This window comes from Clostridium sp. AN503 (assembly GCF_040719375.1).
GTDB lineage: Bacteria > Bacillota > Clostridia > Lachnospirales > Lachnospiraceae > Brotaphodocola.
Map to the genome: position 1 here is coordinate 418,287 of NZ_JBFDTP010000001.1, position 17,306 is coordinate 435,592.

Annotated in this window: 20 protein-coding genes and 2 tRNA genes; 11 read left to right on the forward strand and 11 right to left on the reverse strand. The window is 49.7% G+C overall.

Annotation, left to right across the window (positions count from 1 at the left end; all coding sequences use genetic code 11):
* Positions 1–469 precede the first annotated feature (469 nt).
* A complete protein-coding gene (locus AB1I67_RS01720; protein ID WP_367028096.1) occupies positions 470–2,023 on the reverse strand; it encodes an ABC-F family ATP-binding cassette domain-containing protein in 1,554 nt (517 codons plus the stop codon).
* A gap of 172 nt (positions 2,024–2,195) precedes the next feature.
* Between AB1I67_RS01720 and AB1I67_RS01725 the strand changes: the two genes are divergently transcribed.
* Positions 2,196–2,423, forward strand: a complete 228-nt coding sequence (locus AB1I67_RS01725) for a FeoA family protein (RefSeq protein ID WP_367028097.1) — start codon at positions 2,196–2,198, stop codon at positions 2,421–2,423.
* Between the two features lie 118 nt (positions 2,424–2,541).
* Here the strand turns inward: AB1I67_RS01725 and AB1I67_RS01730 are convergent, their stop codons facing one another.
* Complete coding sequence (locus AB1I67_RS01730; RefSeq protein ID WP_367028098.1) at positions 2,542–2,667, reverse strand: hypothetical protein; 126 nt, start codon at positions 2,665–2,667, stop codon at positions 2,542–2,544.
* A gap of 69 nt (positions 2,668–2,736) precedes the next feature.
* Positions 2,737–3,345: a hydrolase gene (locus tag AB1I67_RS01735; RefSeq protein WP_367028099.1), complete on the reverse strand. Its 609-nt coding sequence runs from the start codon at positions 3,343–3,345 to the stop codon at positions 2,737–2,739.
* 187 nt (positions 3,346–3,532) lie between these two features.
* Between AB1I67_RS01735 and AB1I67_RS01740 the strand changes: the two genes are divergently transcribed.
* From AB1I67_RS01740 to AB1I67_RS01780, 9 genes are all read left to right on the forward strand, one after another.
* A tRNA-Gly gene (locus AB1I67_RS01740) sits at positions 3,533–3,603 on the forward strand.
* 200 nt (positions 3,604–3,803) lie between these two features.
* Positions 3,804–3,876 (forward strand) — tRNA-Val (locus AB1I67_RS01745).
* A gap of 115 nt (positions 3,877–3,991) precedes the next feature.
* The gene (locus AB1I67_RS01750) at positions 3,992–4,129 is read left to right on the forward strand and encodes a DUF6774 domain-containing protein (protein WP_367029131.1); all 138 of its coding nucleotides are present in this window, start codon (positions 3,992–3,994) and stop codon (positions 4,127–4,129) included.
* 238 nt (positions 4,130–4,367) lie between these two features.
* Complete coding sequence (locus tag AB1I67_RS01755) at positions 4,368–4,859, forward strand: zinc ribbon domain-containing protein (protein ID WP_367028100.1); 492 nt, start codon at positions 4,368–4,370, stop codon at positions 4,857–4,859.
* A gap of 13 nt (positions 4,860–4,872) precedes the next feature.
* Complete coding sequence (locus AB1I67_RS01760) at positions 4,873–5,811, forward strand: Ltp family lipoprotein (protein ID WP_367028101.1); 939 nt, start codon at positions 4,873–4,875, stop codon at positions 5,809–5,811.
* A 131-nt stretch (positions 5,812–5,942) separates the two neighbouring features.
* Positions 5,943–6,323 (forward strand): isopeptide-forming domain-containing fimbrial protein, encoded by a 381-nt coding sequence (locus AB1I67_RS01765; RefSeq protein WP_367028102.1) that lies wholly within the window; start codon positions 5,943–5,945, stop codon positions 6,321–6,323.
* 242 nt (positions 6,324–6,565) lie between these two features.
* Complete coding sequence (locus AB1I67_RS01770; RefSeq protein ID WP_367028103.1) at positions 6,566–6,742, forward strand: hypothetical protein; 177 nt, start codon at positions 6,566–6,568, stop codon at positions 6,740–6,742.
* Between the two features lie 102 nt (positions 6,743–6,844).
* Positions 6,845–7,345, forward strand: coding sequence for a superoxide dismutase family protein (locus AB1I67_RS01775; protein WP_367029132.1), 501 nt, complete (start codon positions 6,845–6,847; stop codon positions 7,343–7,345).
* A 184-nt stretch (positions 7,346–7,529) separates the two neighbouring features.
* Positions 7,530–7,673, forward strand: coding sequence for a hypothetical protein (locus AB1I67_RS01780; RefSeq protein ID WP_367028104.1), 144 nt, complete (start codon positions 7,530–7,532; stop codon positions 7,671–7,673).
* Between the two features lie 229 nt (positions 7,674–7,902).
* Here AB1I67_RS01780 and AB1I67_RS01785 read toward each other — a convergent pair whose 3' ends face one another.
* Complete coding sequence (locus tag AB1I67_RS01785; protein WP_367028105.1) at positions 7,903–8,853, reverse strand: N-acetylmuramoyl-L-alanine amidase; 951 nt, start codon at positions 8,851–8,853, stop codon at positions 7,903–7,905.
* Positions 8,854–8,979: 126 nt separating this feature from the next.
* Between AB1I67_RS01785 and AB1I67_RS01790 the strand changes: the two genes are divergently transcribed.
* Positions 8,980–10,950 (forward strand): ferrous iron transporter B, encoded by a 1,971-nt coding sequence (locus AB1I67_RS01790; protein WP_367028106.1) that lies wholly within the window; start codon positions 8,980–8,982, stop codon positions 10,948–10,950.
* Between the two features lie 71 nt (positions 10,951–11,021).
* Here AB1I67_RS01790 and AB1I67_RS01795 read toward each other — a convergent pair whose 3' ends face one another.
* From AB1I67_RS01795 to AB1I67_RS01825, 7 genes are all read right to left on the reverse strand, one after another.
* Positions 11,022–11,441: an HIT family protein gene (locus tag AB1I67_RS01795; protein ID WP_367028107.1), complete on the reverse strand. Its 420-nt coding sequence runs from the start codon at positions 11,439–11,441 to the stop codon at positions 11,022–11,024.
* Between the two features lie 231 nt (positions 11,442–11,672).
* Complete coding sequence (locus AB1I67_RS01800) at positions 11,673–12,542, reverse strand: TPM domain-containing protein (RefSeq protein ID WP_367028108.1); 870 nt, start codon at positions 12,540–12,542, stop codon at positions 11,673–11,675.
* Positions 12,543–12,565: 23 nt separating this feature from the next.
* On the reverse strand, positions 12,566–13,582 hold the full coding sequence (locus AB1I67_RS01805) for a TFIIB-type zinc ribbon-containing protein (protein WP_367028109.1): 1,017 nt from the start codon (positions 13,580–13,582) through the stop codon (positions 12,566–12,568).
* 65 nt (positions 13,583–13,647) lie between these two features.
* Positions 13,648–14,901: an SPFH domain-containing protein gene (locus tag AB1I67_RS01810; protein ID WP_367028110.1), complete on the reverse strand. Its 1,254-nt coding sequence runs from the start codon at positions 14,899–14,901 to the stop codon at positions 13,648–13,650.
* Positions 14,902–14,944: 43 nt separating this feature from the next.
* Positions 14,945–15,589 carry a pyroglutamyl-peptidase I gene (pcp, locus tag AB1I67_RS01815; protein ID WP_367028111.1) on the reverse strand — a complete coding sequence of 215 codons (645 nt, stop codon included), beginning with the start codon at positions 15,587–15,589 and terminating at the stop codon, positions 14,945–14,947.
* Between the two features lie 49 nt (positions 15,590–15,638).
* On the reverse strand, positions 15,639–16,568 hold the full coding sequence (locus AB1I67_RS01820; RefSeq protein ID WP_367028112.1) for a DUF979 domain-containing protein: 930 nt from the start codon (positions 16,566–16,568) through the stop codon (positions 15,639–15,641).
* Positions 16,565–17,263 (reverse strand): DUF969 domain-containing protein, encoded by a 699-nt coding sequence (locus AB1I67_RS01825; RefSeq protein WP_367028113.1) that lies wholly within the window; start codon positions 17,261–17,263, stop codon positions 16,565–16,567. The genes AB1I67_RS01820 and AB1I67_RS01825 overlap by 4 nt, the downstream gene beginning before the upstream one ends.
* Positions 17,264–17,306 lie beyond the last annotated feature (43 nt).

A 17,306-nucleotide genomic window follows, 5' to 3' on the forward strand; every position in this document is an offset into this window, starting at 1 on the left:
ATTTTCCGGCGTATTTCTTTTGTTCTTCCTCCCCCTTTCCTGCACATTTTCCAAAACACCTGACAACATCTTGATAATCTTTGAAATTTTGAAATACTGAAATAATGAGTTGCAGATAAAACTATTGTTAGAAACTTAAAATACAACTGTCTGCTGCCAACCATACAGTGTGGGCTTCATACTGCCAAATATAAATGATACCTAAAACAACATAAACAAAACTTTTCTTCTTGGACTTTGCCTGGATATAAATCTCAGAAAGCAAAGAATTCAAATGACTATCAGATCCGTAAGAATTTCGGATGTGTGGCATTATAATATCACAATCTATTTTAAAATGCAACTGATAAAATATTTTTTATAATGACAATATTCACAATAAAAATATCCCACAGACTTTACCTGTCCATGGGATACGATCTTCCTGTGAAATTTTCTTCTCCAGTTCCTTGCTGTTCCTGTTTTGACCTTAGCCTCTCAGACAGAACTCGCTGCAATCCACCACTTTTGTTGCAAAGCTCTCATAAAATTCCGGCTCATGGCATATCAGAAGGATACTGCCTTTATAGGCTGCCAGCGCCCGGCGCAATTCCTCTTTGGCTTCCGCATCCAGATGGTTGGTCGGCTCGTCTAATAACAGTACGTTGGTCTCCCGGTTGATCAGCTTGCACAGCCGCACCTTGGCCTGCTCGCCGCCGCTTAAAACCCGCACCTGGCTCTCGATGTGCTTGGTAGTCAGCCCGCATTTTGCCAGGGCAGAACGCACCTGATACTGGGTATAAGCAGGAAATTCCTTCCAGATCTCTTCAATACAAGTGGTGGTATTGCCTGGAGCCATCTCCTGTTCAAAATATCCGATATGCAGGTAATCTCCCAGCTCCACGCTGCCGCTCACAGGCGGGATCAATCCGAGAATGCTCTTTAAAAGCGTGGTCTTTCCGATACCGTTGGAACCCTTTAAAACCATCTTATCCCCGCGCTCCATGGACAGATCCAGCGGCTTCGTCAACGGTTCCTCATATCCAATCACCAGCTCCTTCGTCTCAAAAATCAGCTTACCCGCCGTCCGCGCCTCCTGGAAATGGAACTCCGGCTTCGGCTTCTCCCTTGCCAGCTCGATGACCTCCATCTTATCCAGCTTTTTCTGCCGGGACATGGCCATGTTGCGGGTGGATACCCGCGCCTTATTGCGGGCCACGAAATCCTCCAACTCCGCGATCTCCTGCTGCTGCCGCTTGTAGGCTGCCTCAAGCTGCGCCTTTTTCGCCGCATAGACTTCCTTGAAATGATCGTAGTCTCCCACATAACGGTCCAGCTTCTGATTCTCCATGTTGTAGATCAGATTGATCACGCTGTTTAAAAACGGGATGTCATGGGAGATCAGGATAAATGCATTCTCATATTCCTGAAGGTACCGCTTCAGCCATTCGATATGCTGTTCATCCAGATAGTTGGTCGGCTCGTCCAAAAGCAGGATATCGGGCTTTTCCAAAAGCAGCTTGCCCAAAAGCACTTTTGTGCGCTGTCCTCCGGAAAGCTCCGACACATCCTTATCCATGCCGATCTCCTGAAGGCCCAGGGCACGCCCTACTTCCTCCACTTTACTGTCGATCACGTAGAAATCATGGGCCATCAGAAGATCCTGAAGCGTCCCCAGTTCTTCCATCATAGCCGTCATTTCTTCCTCAGACGCCTCTCCCATCCGGTCACAAATCTCGTTCATCTGCGTTTCCATCTCAAACAGGTAGGCAAACGCACTTTTTAACACGTCCCGGATAGTCATGCCTTTTTCCAGGACCGTATGCTGGTCCAGATAACCTGCGCGGACATGCTTTGACCACTCTACTTTCCCCTCGTCCGGCTGCAGTTTACCGGTAATAATATTCATAAATGTGGATTTCCCCTCGCCGTTGGCGCCCACCAGACCGATGTGCTCGCCTTTCAGCAGCCGGAAGGACACGTCGTGGAAAATCGCCCGGTCCCCAAATCCATGGCTTAAATGTTCAACATTCAATATGCTCATTTGTCTTTACTCCTTTTGTCAAACGATGCTTTATCCGTCCTTATTCTACATGAGAAAACTGCTTCTGGCAAGCGCTTTTGGCTTTTACGCCCTCGATTGGCCGAACGGCCACGCACACTTTGTTATATCCTGCATAAACTGGTAACAACGTGTTTTTTGAGAAGTGAATTTTATGGTCATTCCATTAAGTCATATAAAACCCGGCGAACGGTGCCGCGTCGTCTGGGTTGCCAGCGAAACCCACATGAAACAGCGTCTCACAGATCTGGGCTTTGCCCCGGATGAATTCTTATCCTGCGTGCTGAAGCCCCATCGCGGAGGTATGAGCGCCTATCTGGTACAGGGCGCCGTCATCGCGCTTCGCCAGGAAAATGCAAATGAGATTTTTGTGGAGTTATAGATATGTTATATTCTGATTAGTTCTGACCTGACTGTCGGAAAAGAAGCGGGCCGTGACTACTGCCACTGCCCGCTTCTTTATACAATTACATTTCTGCCCCGCTTCCAATTCCAGCGGCTCAATCATCTTCTGCTTCCTCATCATCAATGATACCGGAACCAACTGTACCAACTACGGTGGAAACTACCACAACCACCACGAATAAAATGATCAGGCCCAGCCCGCCTACCATCATAATCTCCATATTCTGCCTCCTGTCGCTGAAACGGAATATCGCATTCCCGTCTTCCTGTCTATCAGCATGTCATTATTCTCATATTATATTCTCTCCTGCCGGAAATAGCAAGGACATCTCTGCATTTACCGAATCCTCACAGGACCGCATAGCTTCCAGGGTCTTTGCGAACAGCTCATCCAGTTCCCACCCAAGGCGCTCAGCGCCTTGGCGGATCACATCCCTGGAGCACCCCGCGGCAAACCTTTTATCTTTAAACTTCTTTTTTAAGCTGGAAACCTCCATATCCTTACAGCTCTTCGACGGGCGCATCTTCGCCGCCGCTCCGATCAGGCCGGTCAGCTCGTCCGATGCAAACAGCACTTTCTCCATCTGGTGCTCCGGTTCCACATCACAGCAAAGTCCATAACCGTGAGAGCAGACCGAGTGGATCATGTCCTCCCCCACCCCGCCTGCGGCTAAAAGCTCCGGCGCCTTGACGCAGTGCTCATCAGGATACTGTTCAAAATCAATATCGTGCAGGAGACCGGTAATCCCCCAGTAATCTTCATCCTCCGCATATCCCAGCTCTCTTGCAAACCAGCGCATGGCGCCCTCTACGGTCAATGCGTGGAGAATGTGGAACGGCTCCTGGTTATATTCTCTCAAAAGCTTTAATGCCTCTTCTCTTGTAATCCGGCTTTCCATTATCTTTTTAACCTCCTGTATACAGACTGTTATGCCAGTCCGTCACTTTTATCCTATTATACCATTTTGACGCAGGCATGCAAGAGGTTCATGCACAACATTCCAGACCAAAGTTGCGGCATTTGATATTTTCAGCTTTACAATTTTGTGGTTATGAGGTATAATAAACCTCGTCGAAATGACATTCGCAGATGTAGTTCATCGGTAGAACACCAGCTTCCCAAGCTGGGGAGGCGGGTTCGATTCCCGTCATCTGCTCTTATAAAAGCCAGAAGCACGATATAGCGTTGTTTCTGGCTTTTTTATTATTCAGATGCTACTAAAACGGTACTATTTTTCCACAGCGCCGCAATTCTCCGGTTCCGTCACATGAATGCAGGTTTGGATTGATAAATATGGTAAATATGATTTCATCATTTTCTTGCCAAATTCCACGATATCGTTTATAATCATCTCATGGAGACATAGCTCAGCTGGGAGAGCATCTGCTTGACGTGTAGAGGGTCGCAGGTTCGAGTCCTGTTGTCTCCATTTTTTGTATAAAAATTCTAAGCAGATGTACTGTTCTTGATCATTTCGCTGCAGCATACACTGATTTTGAGGTGATATTATGAAATCATGTGAATTTGCTGCGCTTATATCCGCTATGGCATGTTGTATCGCAGAGGACAAATCGACAGAGGAAATCGCTCTGATCAGTTCTATTTTTATGCAGTTAGGCGATACCCTGACAACGATTGCTGCGCACCAGGCTTTGTGCTCCGCAAAAGATTCGGATCTATAAAACACCATGACAGATGTATTCTCTGCTTATCTCATTTTTATCTTTAAATCTTCTGAATCTATGCACTATTATTACACTAAAGGTTACAATACTAAATTTAAAATTACCATTCCCTTTTGTTTGTAAATTGTGTATAATCAGATTTATAAGGGCGACAGATTGTGATATCTGAATTTTCGATTTTTCTGCTGTCATAGCCTCTTATTATTCTATCAGACAAAAAGGGAGGGATGTGAGTATGCTATGTCCTCATTGCAATGCTGCCATAGCTGACGACAGTATTTTCTGCTCTTTCTGCGGGAAACGGATTCCAGAACCAAATGATTCTTCTGATCTAATGGATGGCCTCCGATGCCCGCAATGCGGAGCAGTTGTTTCTGCAGATGCAAACTTTTGTACAAACTGCCGGTCTCCACTGTCAGAAACAGCCATTGCTGAAGTCAAAAAAAGGAATGATCTGCAGCTGCAGCAGGCACAGATGCAAATGCAGGCCATGACTCTGAAAGCACAGCAGGAACAGTTACAGATTCAAAAAATGCAGTATGATTCCATGGCCAGATGTCCCCGGTGCGGTTCCACCTCACTTGCCGGAAACAAAAAGGGATTTGGGATTGGAAAAGCTGTTGTTGGTGCGGCTCTCGTCGGGCCAATCGGACTGGTTGCCGGAAACTTAGGGGCAAAAAAGGTACTGGTCACTTGTTTAAAGTGTGGAAAAAAGTTTAAAGCATAAAGGGGGATTCATAATGTTCTGTCGAAAATGCGGCAAAGAGTATGAAGGAAAGTTTTGTCCGAATTGCGGGGAACCCGCAGAACCGGAAGTTATCGTAGAACCGCAAAAAAGCGCCACTCTCCTGAATGGTGTAGAAATAAATACGGCATCAGTGGCTGCACCAGTCAAAGAACCATTTTACTCGCAGACCTGGTTTATTTTATTAATGATGCTATGCTGCTGTTTTCCCGTTGGATTATTCCTCATGTGGAAATATAAAAAGTTCAACAAACCTGTCCGAATCATAATAACTATTTTCTTTGTGTTTTGTTTTATAATTGGTATCTATGGCAACCTTTCCGCTGTCCCACAGGACACCCAGCTGGCAGAAACAGTAAAGGCCGCAGAGATAACAAAAGCAGAGACTGCTCCTGCCACTGCCGGCCAAAGCGAGTCTAAAGAAGAGGCCACCGCTGCTGAAACAACTACAGCTGAAACCAGTACTGAGGCTGAAAAGATTCCAACGGAATATCAATCAGCATTAGCAAAAGCCAATCTTTACAGTGACATCATGTCCATGTCCAAAGCTGCTGTTTACAACCAGCTCACCTCCGAATATGGAGAAAAATTCTCTCCCGAGGCTGCTGAGTATGCAATGGAGCATTTGACCGCAGACTGGAACGCAAACGCACTGGCAAAAGCAAAAACTTACAGTGATACCATGTTTATGTCCAAAGCTGCCATCTATGATCAGTTGGTCTCTGAATACGGCGAACAATTTACCAAAGACGAGGCACAATATGCTATTGATCATTTAACCGCAGACTGGAATGCAAATGCTCTGGCAAAAGCAAAAGTTTATCAGGAATCAATGAACATGTCTCCTTCTGCCATTCACGACCAGCTCACCTCCGAGTACGGTGAAAAGTTCACAAAAGCTGAAGCAGACTTTGCCATTGCAAATCTCGAGTAACATCCAACTGAGATTTTATAAATGTTACATACAGAACTAAGGGGGGCATGGAAACATGCCTCTTTTTGTCTGTATAACAATTTGTACAAGACCGGCATAAGATATATTAAAACTTATATATTGGAGCAATTATGGCAATCATCAATAAACTGGACAATACAGCCAGTGTAACCTATGGGGGCAATACCCTAAACAGTAACAGTGTTTCCACTGTCCTGCTTCTTGCACCTACGCTTTTAAAGGCGGTTGACAAGCTCACAGCCAGCCTTGGCGACAGCCTGACCTACACGGTGACAATCACCAATCCGGCGTTAAATCCTATAAGCAATATACCATTTACCGATACCCTTCCTGCTGGTTCTACATTTACCACAGGTTCTTTCACGCTTAACGGAACAGCAGCGACACCGACTGTCACCAGTAATACAATAACCTACACCATACCAACGATCGCTGCACTTGGCACTGCCACCCTGCAGTTTCAAGTCAAAGTTGTGGGCGGTTCCACCTGATTATCACTGCTGTACTCATAAGCATTTTGATCATGAATGCCCTGGCTGCAGTCATAAATATCAGGTGCTGTATTTTACAGCCTGCCTGTTCATATTTACAAGCCATTGTTCTGTTATCTGGGCAGACAAAAAAATTTACAGTAACCAGGTGACAACCGGCGCATTTGTTCTATATTTTTAAATTCAGATTCTGTCCGTATAAACTTCAGCTCTGCGGAACATCCTATTACAGAGGTGATGACATGATAGATAATGAGGAACTTCCAATTGGCTTTACCATGGAGCTGGCACTGCACTCCGATACGCTGAACCAGTTTGCGAAGCTGTCCAAACCGGAACAGAACTCCATCGTCAATGGAGCGAGAGAGATACACTCCCATGAGGAGATGCGCAGCTACGTGGAAAATATGTTTCGCTAAATACCTTTAAAAAGCTCTCGAACGAGGGCTTTTTTCATGGTTCCAGGCCGGCGCATCCACGCATATTCTATAAACAAATCCATCCAAAGGATCTCAACAATGATGCAGCAACCTTACCAATCTCCAACTCCACGGCTCGCTTTCGTGCAGCTGCTTGAAGATAACCGTCCTCAGGCGACCGCATGGGTCCGGGGAGGTCACGCATACCCACAGATAAGCGGACTTGTTAAATTCTATGATACTCCTTATGGAGGTATCCTGGTGGAGGCAGAAGTCTTTGGGCTGCCAAACAGTGCCGTTCAGGGTTCCACCAGCTTTTACGCCATGCACATTCATCAAAACGGTGACTGCTCCGATAACTTTACCAGGACCGGTGAACACTACAATCCAACCATGCAGCCCCATCCGGAACACGCCGGGGACCTGCTGCCTCTGATGGGCAATCAGGGCTACGCCTGGGGCGCATTCTATGACAAACGTTTCCGGGTAAAGGATATCCTGGACCGTTCTGTCGTTATCCACTCACAGCGTGATGATTTTACAACCCAGCCTGCAGGTAATTCCGGCGAAAAGATCGCGTGCGGAGTGATCCGCAAAGCCTAATAATCGCCCTTTATCAAACCGGTATAAATAAAATTCTGCCAGCCATAAAAATGCCGTTAACAACCTGTGCAGATGATGTTAAAATGCCTCCCGGCATCTTCCATTTTGACAGCAGAACGGATAGAATGTAGGAAGCGAAACAAAAACAGATCAATATCAGCAACAGCACAAGGAGGCACTTGATATGGCTATCGGCATCTGGGCAGTTATGGCACTTTATGCATTGATCGGCGGCATTTCCACGATCGTACTGGTGATCAGCATTCCGGCAATCATCATCTGGAAAGGGTACCGCAAAATTAAGTTCAACATTCCCCTTACCTGTTAGGGAACCCACATATTATCCCATGTGAGTTTCTATTTCATATAACAGACGTAACAGTTCAGAACGGCGGGGAAATATCCGATGCTTCTTGACCAGCTTTTTCGGTCAAGAAGACGGGCCATCCTGAACTGTTACTACAGACTCTTTCCCTGAAACAGCAGGCCCTCCGGCCCTACCCGGAATGCCTGCTGTTTTGCTGCCCGATTATTTTATTTGCCAGTTACGTTTCCAGTCATGCATCTCCTTCCTCTGATGCATTCCGCTCTGCTGTCCGTTCTGGATCCTGCTCCTCACAATATGGTACCAGGGCACCATCCTCATCCGTAGCCAGGGAAATACTCCCACTGAACAAACTGCCATCCTCTGTTACCCTGTACAGTTTTTTCTTCCATACCACCCACTGGTCTGTTGCCATAGCTCCTGTGTCAGTCAGATAATACCATTTTCCGTCTGATCCCGTCTTCCAATTATTGGCGATCATCATACCTGCTCCATCAAACCAGTACCATTTATCACCGTCCTTATACCAGTCATTGATAACATATTTTCCCGCACTGTCCAGATAAAAACGCCAGCCTCCCTCTTCCTCAACCCAACCTGTCTTATGTTCCGGAGTCAGAAGCCCATAGTAAAGTGCGATCGTGTCTGCTTCCGCCTGGGCAAGCAGTTCTAAATTCCACTCATCCTGAAGCCATCTGACAATTTCTGCATTGGTATGGAATGAATGCTCCAGGATCAGTCCCGGAGTCTCTACTGCTGCAGCTCCACGCAGTACTCCATAATAATCCCCATTATTTCCTCTCCTATGTTCAATACGGGCTGGCTGACGGGTTCCCATGACCACCTCCACACACTGGGCCAGAGCCATCCCGATTCCATCGGCGCTCCCATTTATGGCACAATACGCTGCCGGATAATCCACCTGGTTATTCATGGTGGTTCCCACTGCATTGGTATGATCTGAGATAAACAGATCACAGCCCTTCGATGCCGCCCCCCGGTCATACAGCCCCCGGTCTGTCTTCTGATTATTCCTGGTAGTTATCACCTCTATCCCATATGCCTCCAAATACTTTTTCTGAAGCAAATGCAGCTTCCACACCAGCTCCGATTCGTAATACGCTTTATCTGCAGGGCTTTGATTATATTTGCCGTAATGGCCTGCATCCAGACAGATCTTCATAAAAAACTCCTTTTTCTTTCATTCTATGAACTGGCCATGATTTTTTTGCCTCCTCATACAGGCACCGCGCCTTCACCCCACACATATTTAATCTATAAGAGACTTATTGCGGATGGGAGCATCTATATGATTGAAAGTCAGCTAACTCCCGAACAGGCGTCTGCCAGCCGGCCCATCACCGTGGCGCTGGCAGGAAACCCCAACGTGGGGAAAAGTACGATTTTTAATGGGTTGACTGGGATGAGGCAGCACACCGGCAACTGGCCAGGAGTCACCGTTGCCTCTGCCCGCGGCAGTTTTTTCGTAGAAGGACAGGAATTTCTGCTGGTAGATTTACCGGGTACCTATTCGCTTGCTGCGCATTCCCAGGAGGAAATGATTGCCCGTGACTATATCTGTTCCGGGGAAGCAGATATGGCAATGATCGTATGCGACGGCACCTGCCTGGAGCGGGGCCTTCATCTGCTGAAACAGATTGTATCGCTGGATTATGTAAAAGAATCCGGCGCGCCTCTGATTCTTTGTGTCAACCTTTGTGACGAAGCGCGAAAAAAAGGCATTGAGATTGATTTTGAACTGCTTCAGGATGTACTTCAGATTCCGGTCATCTGCTGCTGTGCGCGGTGTTCTTCTTCCTTAAGAGAAATCCGCAGGACCCTTCTTGATACTGTCGGACAGCATTTCTCCTATGACTGCCTTGATTTTTGTCCAAAACAACTGGCAGCAGAAACCGTTCGATACACACGGCCCAACTACCGACGGAGAGAGGAACTGATCGACAGGATCGTCACCGGGCCTGTCACCGGCGGACTCATTATGTTTCTTATGCTCTTAGGTGTATTCTGGCTGACCATGTCAGGGGCTAACAGACCATCGGCGGTGCTTTGGGATGGACTTTTCTGGCTGGAAGGCCGGATGGCGGATGCCATGGCACAGGCTGGTGCGCCGGCCTGGCTGATCAGCATGCTGGTTTACGGCATATACCGGGTCCTGGCGTGGGTCGTATCGGTTATGCTGCCGCCCATGGCTATCTTTTTCCCGCTCTTTACCCTCCTGGAGGATCTGGGGTATCTGCCGAGAGTCGCTTTTAATATGGACCGGGCATTTCACCGCTGCAGGGCATGTGGAAAGCAATGCCTGACTACAGCCATGGGGTTCGGGTGCAACGCTGCCGGAGTTACAGGCTGCCGAATCATCGATTCCCCTCGGGAACGTTTGATCGCGATCCTCACCAACTCATTGGTTCCCTGCAATGGCAGGCTGCCCACCCTGTTCCTGATGATCACCCTGCTTTTCATGTCCATGAAGCTGTCCCCTGGCATCACGCCCCTATTGTCGGCTGTACTTATGACTCTGGTCATCCTGCTGGGCGTGGGCGCTACCCTGGGCGCCTCCTGGCTGTTATCCCACACTTTATTAAAAGGTATCCCCTCCTCTTTCACCCTGGAACTTCCGCCTTACCGACGTCCACAGATTGGCAAAGTCATTGTCAGGTCTGTATTTGACCGCACACTGTTTGTACTTGGCCGCGCTGTCATTGTTGCTGCTCCGGCCGGTCTGATCATCTGGCTGCTGGCAAATATCCTGTACGTAGGTCCGGAAAATGGCTGGTTCATCCTGTCCGGCAGCGCAGCCGCTTCTGGCTTCACTGCGGCCTCCGGCATCTCAGCTGCTGCCACTGTCACCACAGCGCCCAGCCTGCTGGCCTGCGTCACCAGCTTTTTTGAACCATTGGGACACCTTATGGGACTGGACGGAGTGATCCTTGCAGCATTCATACTGGGCTTCCCTGCCAATGAGATTGTGGTTCCGATCATCCTGATGGCATACTTACAGACTGGCACATTAACTGACATGGCGGACCCATCCGCCCTGCTCGGGCTCTTTGCCGCTCACGGCTGGACCTGGAAAACCATGATCTGCATGATTTTCTTCTGCCTGTTTCACTGGCCCTGTTCCACTACGGTCCTGACCATAAAAAAAGAGACCGGGTCCCTGAAATGGACCGCAGTCTCCATACTTCTTCCGACACTTATCGGCATATGCCTGTGCCTGATGGTCACCGGCGCCTCGGAACTGGTTGCTTTCTTTCTGTGACCTGCAAAAACATGATCACCCGGCAGCGGAACAAAATCCAGCCGCTGCCGGGTGGTTAATCTTTGTTACGCTTACAGCGCCTGGCGGATCTTTTCAGCAATATCCTCATACTCTGTATCTGTCAGAGTCACCTTCCCCGGATTCATCTCAAATGTACCGCCCCACTCAAATTCATCTTTATATTTGGGAACCAGATGCATGTGCAGATGACAGCCGGTATCCCCGTATGCGCCATAATTCACCTTGTTGGGATGGAACACTTTGTGGATCGCACGGGCAGCCTTTGCCACATCTGCAAAAAATGCATTACGCTCCTCATCCGTCAGCTCGATCATCTCGCTGATATGCTTATCATGCGCCAGGATCAGGCGGCCAGGATGACTCTGCTCCTTAAAAACATACAGAAAACCTGTGTCCATTTTACAGACTGGGTACGCAAACTTTGCAACCAGTTCTCCCTGCATACAATACGCGCAATTTACATCTTTCATACCACAATACCTTCCTTTTCTAAATTTCGACAGGCAGCTGCCGCGCATATCTGCCTATATCTGGCCACATTCGCCTGCATCAACCTGCTTCTGTCTGTATCCGCCTGTTTCTACCTACATTTTACTTCACTTCCGCACGCACCGCAACCAGATTTCAACTGGATTCCCCGTATTTTGCTCCCACTTTACAGAAATGGCGGCCAGGCAGCAGATCCGTATGGTTCCCAAGGATCAGAAGCGGCGCCCGCCTCCTCCGTGCGTCCGTCCGCTGGAGGATGAATGGGTAGTGCTTCTTCCACCTCCACCACCGCCTATTCCGCCGCCAGGCCGGCCACCGCCTCTGACCGCACTGGCGATCAGGCTCTGGGCGACATATTGATCCACCAGCGCGTCGTTCTGATCCTGAAATTGAAACTGTGCATTAGCCCGGTAAGCCATATGATAATTGGCAGCCTGACGCTGTTCCTCCTGCATGGCATATTGTTTTTTCACGGACAGGCATGCACTTCCGCCGCAGAATACCGCCACAGCGGCAGCCAAAAGCCCTTCATACCACCGGATGCTGCGGTGGCGGCTGACTGTCCCGGTCTCCCGGTCATAGTTGTACTGATTGCCTGGTATACCTTTTCTATAATATGTCTGCACATCATTCAGCAGAGAAACTGCCGCGCCGCCATAGTCTTCCTTCTGCATAAAGGGAATGGCATGGTCCATCATAGTCTCGATCCGGTCATCCTCCAGGAAACGGATCATCGCGCCTTCTGTGGATACATAGACCTGCCGGTTGTCCATATCCAGCAAAAGAAGGACTCCGCTGTGGTTCTTCCCTGTGCCGTAATCCCTGGCCTCATAATATTCATCCGCATATTCTTCTGTAGACATCCCGCCTGTATAGTCCGTGGTCACAACGGCCACGTCCATATTCATCTCTTCCCGCAAAGCCGCAATCTGCGCTTCCATCTCGCGGATCTCCCCAGAAGTGAACAGCCCGGCATCGTCACTGACACGGGAACTGGCTTCCTTTACCTGAGCCGTGGCTGAAAACGGGAATAATACCATCGTAACCATCCATAACACACACGCAAGCAAAGGTACTGCCACCCATAATCTTTTTTCCTGTCTCATCATAAGAAATACCCCACAATCAGCAAAACAAGAAATATCGGTACAGAAACAGACGCAAACAACATCATCAGACGTCCCGTATCTACCGGCAGCTCCCCGCAGACCTTCCCGGTCTGTCCATTGCAGGCAAAGTAATATACTTTATCCTTTTTCGGGTCCCTGTAGGTTAAAGTCCACACCGGCATCAGAGCATAATCCCATTTCTCATCCCTCAGCTCCGTATTCTGCTGACGCACCTGAAGCGCATCATAGCCGCTGACTCCGGCTCGAAGTGCATTTCCGGCAAAGTCCTTGACCTCCTGCCTCACTGTGACCTGGAATTTATCCTCCTCCATGTCCCGCTTCTCTGCCATAAAACCGGACAGATAGCTCATGGAAAACGGCTGAAGTTTCTCCATCTCGAAGGGCAGCACTCCCTCAACCAGCTTGCGGTTGGCCTTGGACAGAGCGTTGCGGGTAACGTGATCCACCTGCATCTGGCCTTCCCGGCTCACATCATACTTTTGTGTCTGGGTATACTGGGTATTGCCCGAGGTCCAGATCTTGCGCTTAACACCTTCCGCATCCAGCTTTCCGTCCACCTGGCAGCTGTACAGCCAGTAAGGAAAATAAACACCGGTCATTTTTTCTATCTGGTCTTTCGTATAAAATGCTTTTGGAATGTATTTCTTTTTGCGGATCCATTGATCAAAAATGTCCAGTGCCTTCGCTCTGTCTACCGCAAACGGAAGCACATAGTCCGGATGGTATTCGCCCTGCATCCTGCTTGACAGCACCACCGGATTGTGGCAATAATAGCAGAAGGTAGCCACCGTGTTTTCATCTGTAACAATCTCCGCGCCGCAGCTGGGGCAATTGTACAGGACCGCAGTTTCGCTGTCCTTCTCACCCATTACAGCGTCCAACTCTTCCTTGGTAAACAAAGACCGGCAGTATTCACAGCGTTGTTTCTGCGACTCTGGGTCGAACCGCAGATCCCCGCCGCAATTGGGACATTTGTATGTAATAACTGCCATGGTTCCTCCTGATTCTGATTAGAAATTCACTGGTACTTTTCTGTTATCTATATCCAGCCGGGCCGTCAGCTTCTGGGTTTCCCGCACTCGCTGCAGAATTTACCGCTGTTTACGGTTCCGCAGGAGCAGGTCCATGGCCCGGAAGCCGGTCTCGGACTGCCGCACTCGCTGCAGAACTTACCGCTGTTTACCGAACCGCACTGGCAGGTCCAGGAACCGGCATTGCCTGCCGGGCCGGACTGCATCGGGCCTGCCTGGGCCGGATTCCCCTGCGTCGGGTTCATCTGGGCCTGGTTCATCTGGGGCATCTGCCCTGCCTGCGCCTGGTTCATCTGCATCTGCTGCATATTGGCTGCTGACGCCGCCCCCATAAATCCGCCGCCTGCGTTCATACCGACGCCCATACCCATGAAGCCAGCCATGGCTCCGTTTGCGTTGGAGCCTGCCGCTTCCATGCCCCGCGCCATTGCACCCTGCACATAGCCTTCCCGGATCGCCGGGTCGCCCAGCATGGCTCCCTGGTTGCGCATATTGATCAGCTTCTGGGACTCCTCATCGTAGGAAATACTGGCCAGTCCCACGTTCATCACTTCAAACCCGCGGTCCCGCTTCCAGTTTTCATCTAAAACCTCCGACATATGCCGGCTGAGCACGGTGCCCTTGGATGCCACAAAGGAGATGCGCTCTCCCTCCGCGGACATCTTATTGATCGCTACCTGGAGACCTTCCAGGAATTCATCCATAAACTGTTCATTGATGGAATCAATCTCCACCCGCGATACATTTCTCGGGACCACCTGCTCATAAAACAACAACGGGTCGGTAATCTTCACAGAATAAGCGCCGTGAGCCCGCAGAAACAGCTCCGCGTTATAAAAGCTGTCAAAATAGTTGACCGGGTTGCGGGTTCCGAACTTGATCCCCTTGATCTCCTGCAAGTTTACATAACACACCTTCTGGACCGTGGGAGTGGATCCGCCGTATTTCACGCGGTTGAAGGTCTCTTTTAAGGTATCTTTGAATTCTCCATTAAACAGGGACGGCAGGGAGGAATTGTCCACGGTGTAATACCCCTCCTCCGCAGTATAGTCCACCACCTTGCCGCCGTCCACTACCATCATGAACTGGTTGGGATACACATGGATCACGGAGCCGTTGGATACTGTGTTTTCTGTGCCTTTTGTGTTGGAACCCCTGCGGATCTTCACACCGCTGGTGAATACGGTCTGGTCTCCCATATTGTCAGCCTCAATGACCTCCAGCCACTGATCCGCCAGGGATCCGCCTACCGCGCTTGCAATTGCTTTGATAATGCCCATCTCTTACCTCCTCCAGGTCTTAAAACCTTCTATAGCTTCTACGTCAATGGGTGGCGCCCTCCGCCGTCCCAATGTCTTTTTGATTGTCCGCGATCGCCTCCACAGCCGCCTCGATTCCACGCACGATATCCGCCAGCGCCAGGCTTGGCGCAGGTGACGGGCGGTTCACCACCTGGCTGGGGATAAAGGGTACATGCATGAAACCGCCGCGCACGCCAGGGTACTTTTTATCCAGGGTATACAAAACCCCGTACATCAGATGGTTGCACACAAAGGTTCCCGCCGAATTGGAAACGCTGGATGGAATCCCCGCCTCGCGGATGCGCTTCACCATCGCCTTGATCGGCAGCGTTGCAAAATATGCGGGCGCTCCGTCCTCAAAAACCGGCTGGTCGATCGGCTGGTTCCCCTCGTTGTCCTTGATACGGGCGTCGTCCAGATTGATCGCTACGCGCTCCGGCATCAGGTCATAACGGCCTCCCGCCTGACCGATGCAAAGTACCGCATCCGGCAGCTCCCGCTCAATTGCGGCAGTGACCGTATCGATGGATTTCCCGAAAACCGTAGGCACCTCCACCTTCACGATCTCCACCTCACCGATCCTGTCCCGGACCTGCTTTACCGCCTCCAGCGCCGGATTCACAGGCTCTCCGCCAAATGGATCAAATGCAGTTAAAAGAAGTTTCATATCTCGTCCTTTCCGGGACCTCCCGTCCCAAAATCCGTTTAATATACGTTTAAAATGCAAGGAAATACATAAGCAGGATGTGTATGATCAGCATGGTGACCGCCATGGGCGCCTGACTTTTAATGATCACATACTTATCTTTCGTCTCCAGCAGCGCTGCCGGCATGATATTGAAGTTCGCAGCCATGGGAGTCAGCAGGGTCCCGCAGAAACCTGCCGTCAGTCCCAGCGCGCCGACTACCACCGGGCTTGCGCCGTTCATGATCAGGAACGGGATGCCGATACCCACCGTGATCACGGAAAATGCAGCAAAACCGTTGCCCATAATGATCGTAAATAACGCCATTGCCACGCAGTACACCGCGCAGGCGATAAACCGGTTCCCGTCAGGAATGATATGACGGACTCCCGCAGCGATCACATCGCCTACGCCTGCCGCTGTAAACAGCGCGCCCAATGCAGCCAGAACCTGCGGAAGGATACCTGCCGAACCTACATTGTCCATCAGCCGGGTCCCGTCGGATGCAGCCTGAGCCGGTTTACATTTAAAGATCACGAACGCTACAATAAGAGCAGCTGCACCAGATACGCCGATTGCATTATTTGCTCCCAGGGAACTCCAGAAGGTTGCAACAAGAACTGCAACAATGGCCAGGCTAAGTGCCGGAATAAATACTGCATTGCCGTATTTGTCCGCCGCCCTGCGCGTCTCTGACGGATTCGGCACATCACTCTTACTCTGACGTACCCTGCCCATGGCAGTTATAGCCGCCATTGCGATCACACACAGCCCCACGATCCATTTAGGGATATAGGGTCCTGCAATAAAAGTAAATGCCAGGATAAACCAGAATGCCGCCGTATAGTAACGGGCTTTCAGTTCTGCATCCTTCAGAGCCTTCACCCCTGTCAAAGTAAAGATAAGTCCGATAATACAATAAAATACCTCAGCAACGATCGTACTCAATGTCCAAGTCATGCTTTATCCGCCCCCTTCGTCTTTTTACCGGAAAAACGCCGGTTCAGCTTCGTATCATAGATCAGGTTAAAACAGATTCCTGCCAGAACCGCGCAGGCTGCGATCAGCACAGACTGGCTGGCAATCTGCAGAGCATTCACCTCATACCCCTGTTCCGTCAGTGTTGATACGATCAAAAGTGTTCCGGATGCACCCATAAAACAGTTCTGCGCAAAGAAGTTGCCATAGTTTTCATTGGCCGCGCACAGACCCTTGATCTCATCCTCCGTCAACTCATCGATCTCACCGTATTTTGCAATAGCCGCGCCCTGCGCCATCGGATTGATCAGCGGCCGTACAAACTGGGGATGACCACCAATTCTCAAGGAGAAAGAAGCCGCGATCGCACGGATGACCAGATACACCGAAGCCAGCCTACCCGTGGTGGCATTCTTGAGCTTCTTGATCAGATCCACCGCCTTGTCCTTCAGCCCGTTGCGCTCACACAGCGCGATGACCGGCAGGGTCAGCACAAATAGTGTTGCCGTCCGGTTGGTAATAAATGCAGTTCCCAGGATATCCAGGATATTCATCGGCGAAAGCCCTGCCACCAGGCCGGTGACTAACCCCGCCACGACTACCGTCGCCATAGCATCGAATTTCAGCATGAATCCGATGATCACAACTACTACGCCTATCAGTTTGAGTATCTCCATATACAGATTCCTCCTCCATAAAATTTAATCAGGGGACACGGAC

Bases quoted from the DNA above. Each gene is read 5' to 3' on its own strand.
- AB1I67_RS01760 (WP_367028101.1), top strand. From the start codon at position 4,873: ATGTTCTGTCGAAAATGCGGCAAAGAGTATGAAGGAAAGTTTTGTCCG.
- AB1I67_RS01825 (WP_367028113.1), bottom strand. From the start codon at position 17,263: ATGGAGATACTCAAACTGATAGGCGTAGTAGTTGTGATCATCGGATTC.
- AB1I67_RS01785 (WP_367028105.1), bottom strand. From the start codon at position 8,853: ATGAAGATCTGTCTGGATGCAGGCCATTACGGCAAATATAATCAAAGC.
- AB1I67_RS01770 (WP_367028103.1), top strand. From the start codon at position 6,566: ATGATAGATAATGAGGAACTTCCAATTGGCTTTACCATGGAGCTGGCA.
- AB1I67_RS01730 (WP_367028098.1), bottom strand. From the start codon at position 2,667: ATGGAGATTATGATGGTAGGCGGGCTGGGCCTGATCATTTTATTCGTG.
- AB1I67_RS01820 (WP_367028112.1), bottom strand. From the start codon at position 16,568: ATGACTTGGACATTGAGTACGATCGTTGCTGAGGTATTTTATTGTATT.
- AB1I67_RS01775 (WP_367029132.1), top strand. From the start codon at position 6,845: ATGCAGCAACCTTACCAATCTCCAACTCCACGGCTCGCTTTCGTGCAG.
- AB1I67_RS01720 (WP_367028096.1), bottom strand. From the start codon at position 2,023: ATGAGCATATTGAATGTTGAACATTTAAGCCATGGATTTGGGGACCGG.
- AB1I67_RS01750 (WP_367029131.1), top strand. From the start codon at position 3,992: ATGGCATGTTGTATCGCAGAGGACAAATCGACAGAGGAAATCGCTCTG.
- AB1I67_RS01810 (WP_367028110.1), bottom strand. From the start codon at position 14,901: ATGGGCATTATCAAAGCAATTGCAAGCGCGGTAGGCGGATCCCTGGCG.
- AB1I67_RS01805 (WP_367028109.1), bottom strand. From the start codon at position 13,582: ATGGCAGTTATTACATACAAATGTCCCAATTGCGGCGGGGATCTGCGG.
- pcp (WP_367028111.1), bottom strand. From the start codon at position 15,589: ATGAAACTTCTTTTAACTGCATTTGATCCATTTGGCGGAGAGCCTGTG.
- AB1I67_RS01735 (WP_367028099.1), bottom strand. From the start codon at position 3,345: ATGGAAAGCCGGATTACAAGAGAAGAGGCATTAAAGCTTTTGAGAGAA.
- AB1I67_RS01765 (WP_367028102.1), top strand. From the start codon at position 5,943: ATGGCAATCATCAATAAACTGGACAATACAGCCAGTGTAACCTATGGG.
- AB1I67_RS01755 (WP_367028100.1), top strand. From the start codon at position 4,368: ATGCTATGTCCTCATTGCAATGCTGCCATAGCTGACGACAGTATTTTC.
- AB1I67_RS01790 (WP_367028106.1), top strand. From the start codon at position 8,980: ATGATTGAAAGTCAGCTAACTCCCGAACAGGCGTCTGCCAGCCGGCCC.
- AB1I67_RS01780 (WP_367028104.1), top strand. From the start codon at position 7,530: ATGGCTATCGGCATCTGGGCAGTTATGGCACTTTATGCATTGATCGGC.
- AB1I67_RS01725 (WP_367028097.1), top strand. From the start codon at position 2,196: ATGGTCATTCCATTAAGTCATATAAAACCCGGCGAACGGTGCCGCGTC.
- AB1I67_RS01795 (WP_367028107.1), bottom strand. From the start codon at position 11,441: ATGAAAGATGTAAATTGCGCGTATTGTATGCAGGGAGAACTGGTTGCA.